Raw genomic sequence first — 7,422 nt, 5'->3', positions numbered from 1 at the left:
GATTCGAACCCGCGACCCTCACCTTGGCAAGGTGATGCGCTACCAGCTGCGCTACATCCGCGTACAGCGTCCTTGCGGCTGCTGTGAGGAGTACTCTATACCCTCCCCGATCCGCTCCGATGAGCGGGGTCCCCGGTCCCCTGACCCGGTGCTTCGGTGTCACAGCTGGCGTACAAGGGGTGACGACGGCTGTTTCCCTCCGTATGGTGTCCCCATTCGACCGAATGGGGAGACCTTCGGGGGAGGAGGTGCCGGGCCGGATGACCGAGCTGGGCACGGTGCCGCCACCAGCGGCCTCGGAATCCGACGAGCAGGCACTGCTGCAACGGTTGCGAAACGGTGAGGACGCGGCGTTCGGCGAGCTGTTCGAGCTGCACGCGGCCGCCGTCCGGAGACTCGCGCAGAGCCTGGCGGCCGACCGGTCCGAGGCCGAGGACATCACCGCGGAGACCTTCTTCCGGGTGCTGCAGGCGCTGCGCCGGGGCGCCGGTCCCCGGGACTACGTCCGCGCCTACCTGCTGACCGTCGCCCGCCGGGTCTCCTGGGAGTGGCACGGCGCCCGCCGCGACGTCCCGGTCTCCGACGACGAGCTGACCTTCCGCGCCGGCGCCGGGGCGGACACGCACGCCCGCACCGCCGAGCACACGCTGATCACCACCGCGTTCACCAGCCTGCCCGAGCGCTGGCGGACCGTGCTGTGGCAGACCGAGGTCGAGGGCGAGCAGCCCGCCATGGTCGCCACCCACTTCGGGCTGAGCGCGAACGCCACCGCGGCGCTGGCCCGCCGGGCCCGCCAGGGGCTGCGCGCGGCCTACCTGCAGGCACACCTTTCGGTGAACCGCGGGCCGGACTCGTGCCGCGCGGTCGTCGAGAAGCTGGGCGGGTTCACCGCGGGCAGCGTCACCGGCGCCGAAGCCGAGCGGATCAAGGCGCACCTGCACGGCTGCCCGTCGTGCCGCGCGACCCAGGACGAACTCCGCGACGTCTGCTCGTCGCTGCGCGCGCACGCCGGGGTGCTGGTGCTGCTGGTGCCGGCCGCGGGTGCCGCGGCCGGCGGCAGCGGGGTGCTGGCCGGACTCGGCGCCACCGTCAAGGGCGTCCTGGTCGGCTCGAAGGTCAAGATCGGCCTCGCGCTGGCGTCGACCGCGGCCGTGGGTGCCGTGGGCGTCGCCGCCGGGCCGGTGCTGTTCGGCTCGTCGCCGGTGCAGGACGTGGGGCTGACCGGTGGTGCGCCGGAGCTCGTGGTCGTGCCGCCGAGCGAGACGCACCAGCAGCCCCCGCCCCAGCCGCAGCGGAACCCGCGGATCGGCATCGGCGTGCTCAACGGCCGTGGCACCGGCGTCACCGTCCCGGCGAAGTCGCGGACCGGGGCACACCAGCTCGGCGCGAACGAGGTTCCCGGCTTGCCCGGCGGTGACGTCCCGGCCGGCGAGACGAGCGGCGGGGTCACCGGTGACGGCGGCACCGACGGGCTCGTCCCGCGCGACGACGACCCGCCTTCGACGTTCAGCACGCCCGGCCACTCGTCGACGGCGCCGAGGCTCGACACGGAGACCTCGCACCCCGACCTGACCATCACGGAGTCGAGCGACGCGAACGAGCCGGAGAATTCGCCCGAGCTGTCGCCGACCGGCCGTCCGGTGGGTTCGCCGACCGAGACGACCAAGCCGGAGCCGACCGGCGACGACTCGGAGTCGACGAAACCGTCGACCGAGCCGTCGACGACGGTGACGCCGACGTCCGGGAAACCGTGCCCGAGCAGTACCTCCGAAGTCACTGATTCGGGCGAATCGGCGGATTCGGCCTCGACCGTGCCGTCGGGGTCCTGAACAGCGGTGATCAACTCTTCGGCGCGGGATGTCCGATTCCTCCCTCGCGCGGGCCGGGCTGCGCACGGTACCGTTGTGCTGCTCACCTTGCGGGCGGCCCGGGAGGCTACTGAATGAACCGGCTGGTGCGCGGCGAAGACGGCCGCGACTGGGTGGTCCGTGCCCAGATGGAATGGCGGGCTCCGGCGACCGCGGACGACTTCGAACACGACGTCGCGGGCAGCTACGGTCCCGGCATCGCGATGATCGTCGTGACCGCGCTGCTGGCCGTGATCCTCGTCGTGTGGACCCCGGACCAGGTCAACATCCCCGCGTGGGTGCTGCTCGCGCTGCTGCTGATCATCCTGTTCTTCCCGCTGCGGTGGATCCTGCGCCGTCCGTGGACGGTGGTCGCCGAGACCGAGGGCGACGTGACGGGTGACCGGCCGTCCGAGCGCTGGGTCGGCACGATCCGCGGCATGTTCACCGTGCAGGGCGAGGTCAAGAAGATCTCCAAGACCATCCAGCGGCACTCGCTGCCGGACTTCGACGGGCCGCTGCACCCGGTCGAGTAAGCCGTACCGGATTTCGGCCGAAAGGGTGAGACTGACGGAATGCCCGAGCTACCCGAGGTCGAAGCGCTGGCTCACCACCTGCGAGAAAACGCCGTCGGCCAGACGATCTTCCGGATCGATGTCGCATCGCTGAGCGTGCTGAAGACGGCGACCCCGCCGTGGACCCAGCTGCACGGCCGCGAGATCACCGGGGCCACCCGGCACGGCAAGCACCTCGACGTCGTCGCCGGTGACCTGCACCTGGTCGTCCACCTGGCCCGCGCCGGCTGGCTGCGCTGGTCGGACGGGCTGGCCGCGGCGCCGCTGCGGCCGGGCAAGGGCCCGATCTCGCTGCGGGTGCACCTCGAGTCCGCCACCGGACCTGGCTTCGACCTCACCGAAGCCGGCACGAAGAAGGGCCTCGCGGTGTGGATCGTCAAGGATCCGCAGGAGATCGCGAGCGTCGCGCGCCTCGGCCCGGACGCCCTCAGCCTGGACGCCACGCAGCTGCGGGAGCTGTTCGCCGGGCGGAACACCCGGCTGAAGTGGGCGCTGACCGACCAGTCGCTGATCGCCGGCATCGGCAACGCCTACTCCGACGAGATCATGCACCGCGCGAAGCTCTCGCCGTACGCCACGGTAGGCAAGCTCGACGAAGGCGCGCTGGAAACCCTCGCCGAGGCCATCCACGAGATCGAGTCCGACGCCGTCGAGCGCTCGGTGGGGCAGAAGGCGGCGCGCCTGAAGGGTGAGAAGCGCTCGGGCCTGCGGGTGCACGCCCGCACCGGGCTGCCGTGCCCGGTCTGCGGCGACACGATCCGCGAGATCTCGTTCGCCGACAAGTCGTTCCAGTACTGCCCGACCTGCCAGACCGGCGGCAAGCCGCTGGCCGACCGGCGGATGTCCCGGCTGCTGAAGTAGGGGATCCGGTGCGTGACATGCGTGGTCACGACGTCACGCACCGGATTCCCCCATTCGGCGGCAGGTGCTCCGCCGCCGCCCGTCCCGGGGCGGGCACCCCCGCGGCGGCGGTCCCCGAAACCGCGTCCATCCTGGGATTTCCCCTGGAACCGGTGGAACAGCACCAGCCTCTCGCGCGTTGCCGACAGTGACCATGAGGACAGCTACCCGACTCTTAGTAGGGTCGTCCCCACCCTCGGTCGTCACGTTTGAACAGAAAGTGGGAACAGGCCTTGCACCCGGTTGGTCGAGCGCAGAGCATGGACGCCGTGTCCGGGTTTCCGCTTGAGCAGATCGTCCCGTGGGCGATCGTGGTGCTGCTCGTCATCGTGGTCGTCGTGCTGCTGTTCAAGCAGCGCAAACCGGCCAGCGTGATCGAGGACGCCATGCTGCAGGCGGTCCACCGGATGTCGAAGGCGGCGCCGAACCTCCGCTCGGGCCTGGACGAGGACGCCGCCGACAAGATCACCACCCAGCTGCTGCAGATGCTCGACTGCGTCGCCGTCGGCATCACCGACAGCGAAGGCACGCTGCTGTCCTGGGACGGCGAGGCGAACGAGCACTACGTCGACCTCGTCGACGCCGTCAGCGCGGCCATCCGCAAGCACCGCCGCGAGGTCGTCGCGCACGACCGGATGCCCTGCAACCACCGCGGCACCTGCCGGATGAAGACCGCGGTGATCGTGCCGCTGCTGGTCGAGGGCGAGACCGAGGCGGCGCTGATCGTCGTCGGCCGGACCCGCGGGCGCCTGGTGCAGATGGCGGACGCGGTCGCGCAGTTCGTCTGCACGCAGTTCGAGCTGTCGCGGCTCGACGAGTCGAAGCAGCAGCTCCAGCAGGCCGAGATCAAGGCGCTGCGCGCGCAGATCTCGCCGCACTTCGTCTACAACGCGCTGAACACGATCTCCGCGCTGATCCGCACGGACCCCGAAGAGGCGCGAGAGCTGCTTCAGGACTTCGCCGACTTCACGCGCTACTCGTTCCGGACGTCGGGCATGTTCACCTCGCTCGCCGAGGAGCTGCGCAACATCGACCGTTACCTGACCATCGAGAACGCCCGCTTCGGCGGCCGGCTCGAGGTGCGGATGAAGATCGCGCCCGAGGTGCTCAGTGTGGTCGTGCCGTTCCTGATCATCCAGCCGCTGGTGGAGAACGCGGTCAAGCACGGACTGGCCAGCAAGCCCAGCGGCGGCTGCGTCACGGTGATCGCCCAGGACTACGGCACCGAAGCGCTGATCAGCGTCGAGGACGACGGCATCGGCATGGACCCGCGGCGGCTCAACGAGCTCAAGAGCGCGCACCGCACCGGCGCCCACGTCGGGCTCGGCAACATCAACCAGCGCATGCAGCAGGTGTTCGGCGGCGACTACGCGGTGATGGTCGAGACCGCGCCCGGCGCCGGCATGAAGGTGACGCTCCGGGTGCCGAAGTTCGTCCCCGGCGTCCGCCCGAACATGCCCGACTACAGCTCCGACGCCGACACGGGCGAGGCCGACGTCCCGTCGCAGGGCGGTCCGGCGCAGCTCAACGGCGCCGAGGCGAACGGCGTCAACGGCACCCGGTCCGGCATCCTCCCCATGGGCTGAATCCGGCTAGCCTGGCTCCATGAGCGTTACCGACAAGCTGGCTTCGCGGATCCCGGGTCTCGCCGACCGGGTCGAGCGCAAGGACGTCGTGGCCGTGGTGAAGCTGCACGGTGTGATCACGCCGTCGCCGTCACCGCTGGCCAGGGGCGCGATCAACCTGAACGCGGTCGAATCCGCGCTGACCAGGGCGTTCGGGCACGACCGGCTGAAGGCCGTCGCGCTGCTGATCAACTCGCCGGGTGGCGCGCCGACGCAGTCCGGCCTGGTCGCCGAGCGGATCCGGCAGCTGGCCGACGAGAAGGGCGTGCCGGTACTGGCGTTCTGCGAGGACGTCGCCGCGTCCGGCGGCTACTGGCTGGCGTGCGCGGCCGACGAGATCTTCGCCCACCGCACGTCGATGGTCGGCTCGATCGGCGTCATCAGCGGCGGCTTCGGGTTCACCGGCCTGCTGGAGCGCTTCGGCATCGAGCGGCGCCTGCACACGGCGGGTGCGAACAAGTCGCGCCTCGACCCGTTCTCGCCGGAGAAGCCCGAAGACGTCGAGTGGCTGAAGAAGATGCACACCCAGCTCCACGACCTGTTCGTGAGCTGGGTGAAGGAACGCCGCGGCGACCGCCTGACCGACACCGAGGACCTCTTCACCGGCGACGTCTGGCTCGGCGCGAAGGCCACCGAGCTGGGCCTGATCGACGGCCTCGGCAGCCTCCGCCAGATCATCACCGAGCGCTACCCGGACGCGGACATCTCGGTCGCCGAGCCGAAGCGCCCGCTGCTGGCCCGCCTCGGCGTCGGCGCCCCGGCGGCCGCGTCCGCGGTGCTCGACGCTGTGACCCAGAAGGCGGCCTGGTCCCGCTTCGGTCTCTGACCCTCCCCTCGACGGCCCCACGGCCGCCGAGGTCTGGCTTCCTAAGTGAACCGGCGCTAGGCTATGTGAATCAGCGCTAGGGGGCCGGACCGCAAAGGAGCGGCGGATGCACCTCACGCAGACCCTCCACCAGGCCGTGCAGCAGGGCCCCGACCGGCCGATGACCGAGTACGGCGACCGCGTCCGGACCGTCGGCGAGGTCGCCGGCCGGGTTGCCCGGTTCGCCGGGGCGCTCAAGGAGCTCGGTGTCGGCGCCGGTGACCGCGTCGGCATCCTCGCCCTCAACTCCGACCGTTACCACGAGTACCTCCTGGCGACGCCGTGGGCGAACGCCGTGCTCAACCCGATCAACATCCGCTGGAGCCCGGCGGAGATCGCCTACTCGCTCACCGAGTCCGACACGCGTGTGCTGCTCGTCGACGACGCCTTCGTCCCGGTGGTGCCGAAGCTGCGCGAAGCCGGCGTGACCACGGTCGTCCACATCGGTGAGACGCCGACGCCGGACAGGATGCTCGGTTACGAAGACCTCGTCGCCGGCGCCGATCCGGTGGACGACGCCCGCCGCGGTGGTGACGACCTGCTCGGCGTCTACTACACCGGCGGCACCACCGGCACGCCCAAGGGCGTCATGCTCAGCCACCGCAACCTGCTGACCTCCGCGCTGGGCAGCCTCGCCACCGGCCACTTCCTCACCGCGCGCGGGAAACTGCTGCACGCCGCGCCGATGTTCCACCTGGCCGACGGCGCGGCCTGGGCGGCCGGCCAGCTCGTCGGGTCGACGCACGTGATCGTCCCGATGTTCACCCCGGCCGGCGTGCTCGAGGCGATCAGCGGCCGGGGCGTCACGGACACGCTGCTGGTGCCGACGATGATCCAGTTGCTGGTCGACCACCCCGGTGTCACCGACTACGACCTGACGTCGATGAACCACGTCGTCTACGGCGCTTCGCCGATCTCCGAAGCCGTCCTCGAGCGGGCCCGGAAGGTCTTCCCCGGCGCGGGTTTCGTGCAGGCGTACGGCATGACGGAGCTGTCACCGGTCGCGACGCTGCTGTCCGCCGAGGACCACGACGACCCCGCGTTGCGCCGGGCCGCCGGCCGGGCGGCGCCGCACGCCGAGGTCCGGATCGTCGACGTCGACGACGCCGAGGTGCCGCGCGGGTCGGTCGGCGAGATCGTCTGCCGCGGCGACCACGTGATGCTCGGCTACTGGAACCGGCCGGAGGAGACGGCGACCGCGTTGCGCGGCGGCTGGATGCACACCGGCGACGGCGGCTACATGGACGAGCGCGGGTACGTCTTCGTCGTCGACCGGATCAAGGACATGATCGTGTCCGGCGGCGAGAACGTGTACTCGGCCGAGGTGGAGAACGCGCTGGCCAAGCACCCGTCCGTGGCCGCGTGCGCGGTGATCGGCGTGCCGGACGAGCAGTGGGGCGAGCGGGTGCACGCCGTCGTCGTGCTGCTCGACGGCCGGGAGGCGACCGGTGACGAGCTGCGCGACTTCTGCCGTGAGGCGATCGCGGGCTACAAGGTGCCGCGCACGTTCGAGTTCACCGACGCCCTCCCGATGTCCGGCGCGGGCAAGATCCTCAAGCGCGAGCTGCGGAAGCGGCACTGGACCGACGGCGACCGCGGGGTCCACTGAG

At 70.9% G+C, this 7,422-nt stretch carries 6 protein-coding genes; all 6 read left to right on the top strand.

Annotated features, from left to right (window positions below; genetic code table 11):
- Positions 1 to 260 precede the first annotated feature (260 nt).
- The gene (locus ACGFMK_RS42685) at positions 261 to 1,829 is read left to right on the top strand and encodes a sigma-70 family RNA polymerase sigma factor (RefSeq protein ID WP_392775620.1); all 1,569 of its coding nucleotides are present in this window, start codon (positions 261 to 263) and stop codon (positions 1,827 to 1,829) included.
- Positions 1,830 to 1,942: 113 nt separating this feature from the next.
- The gene (locus ACGFMK_RS42680; protein ID WP_392775617.1) at positions 1,943 to 2,383 is read left to right on the top strand and encodes a DUF983 domain-containing protein; all 441 of its coding nucleotides are present in this window, start codon (positions 1,943 to 1,945) and stop codon (positions 2,381 to 2,383) included.
- A 39-nt stretch (positions 2,384 to 2,422) separates the two neighbouring features.
- Positions 2,423 to 3,283, top strand: a complete 861-nt coding sequence (locus ACGFMK_RS42675) for an Fpg/Nei family DNA glycosylase (RefSeq protein WP_392775615.1) — start codon at positions 2,423 to 2,425, stop codon at positions 3,281 to 3,283.
- Positions 3,284 to 3,582: 299 nt separating this feature from the next.
- Positions 3,583 to 4,908, top strand: a complete 1,326-nt coding sequence (locus ACGFMK_RS42670) for a sensor histidine kinase (RefSeq protein ID WP_392775613.1) — start codon at positions 3,583 to 3,585, stop codon at positions 4,906 to 4,908.
- 19 nt (positions 4,909 to 4,927) lie between these two features.
- The gene (locus ACGFMK_RS42665) at positions 4,928 to 5,773 is read left to right on the top strand and encodes a S49 family peptidase (RefSeq protein WP_323325492.1); all 846 of its coding nucleotides are present in this window, start codon (positions 4,928 to 4,930) and stop codon (positions 5,771 to 5,773) included.
- A 106-nt stretch (positions 5,774 to 5,879) separates the two neighbouring features.
- Positions 5,880 to 7,421, top strand: coding sequence for a long-chain-fatty-acid--CoA ligase (locus tag ACGFMK_RS42660; protein ID WP_392775610.1), 1,542 nt, complete (start codon positions 5,880 to 5,882; stop codon positions 7,419 to 7,421).
- The last annotated feature ends 1 nt before the right edge of the window (position 7,422 follow it).

Origin of the sequence: Amycolatopsis sp. NPDC049252 (assembly GCF_043197175.1) — a bacterium.
Taxonomy (GTDB): domain Bacteria; phylum Actinomycetota; class Actinomycetes; order Mycobacteriales; family Pseudonocardiaceae; genus Amycolatopsis.
This window is presented reverse-complemented; position numbering and strand designations above follow the sequence as displayed.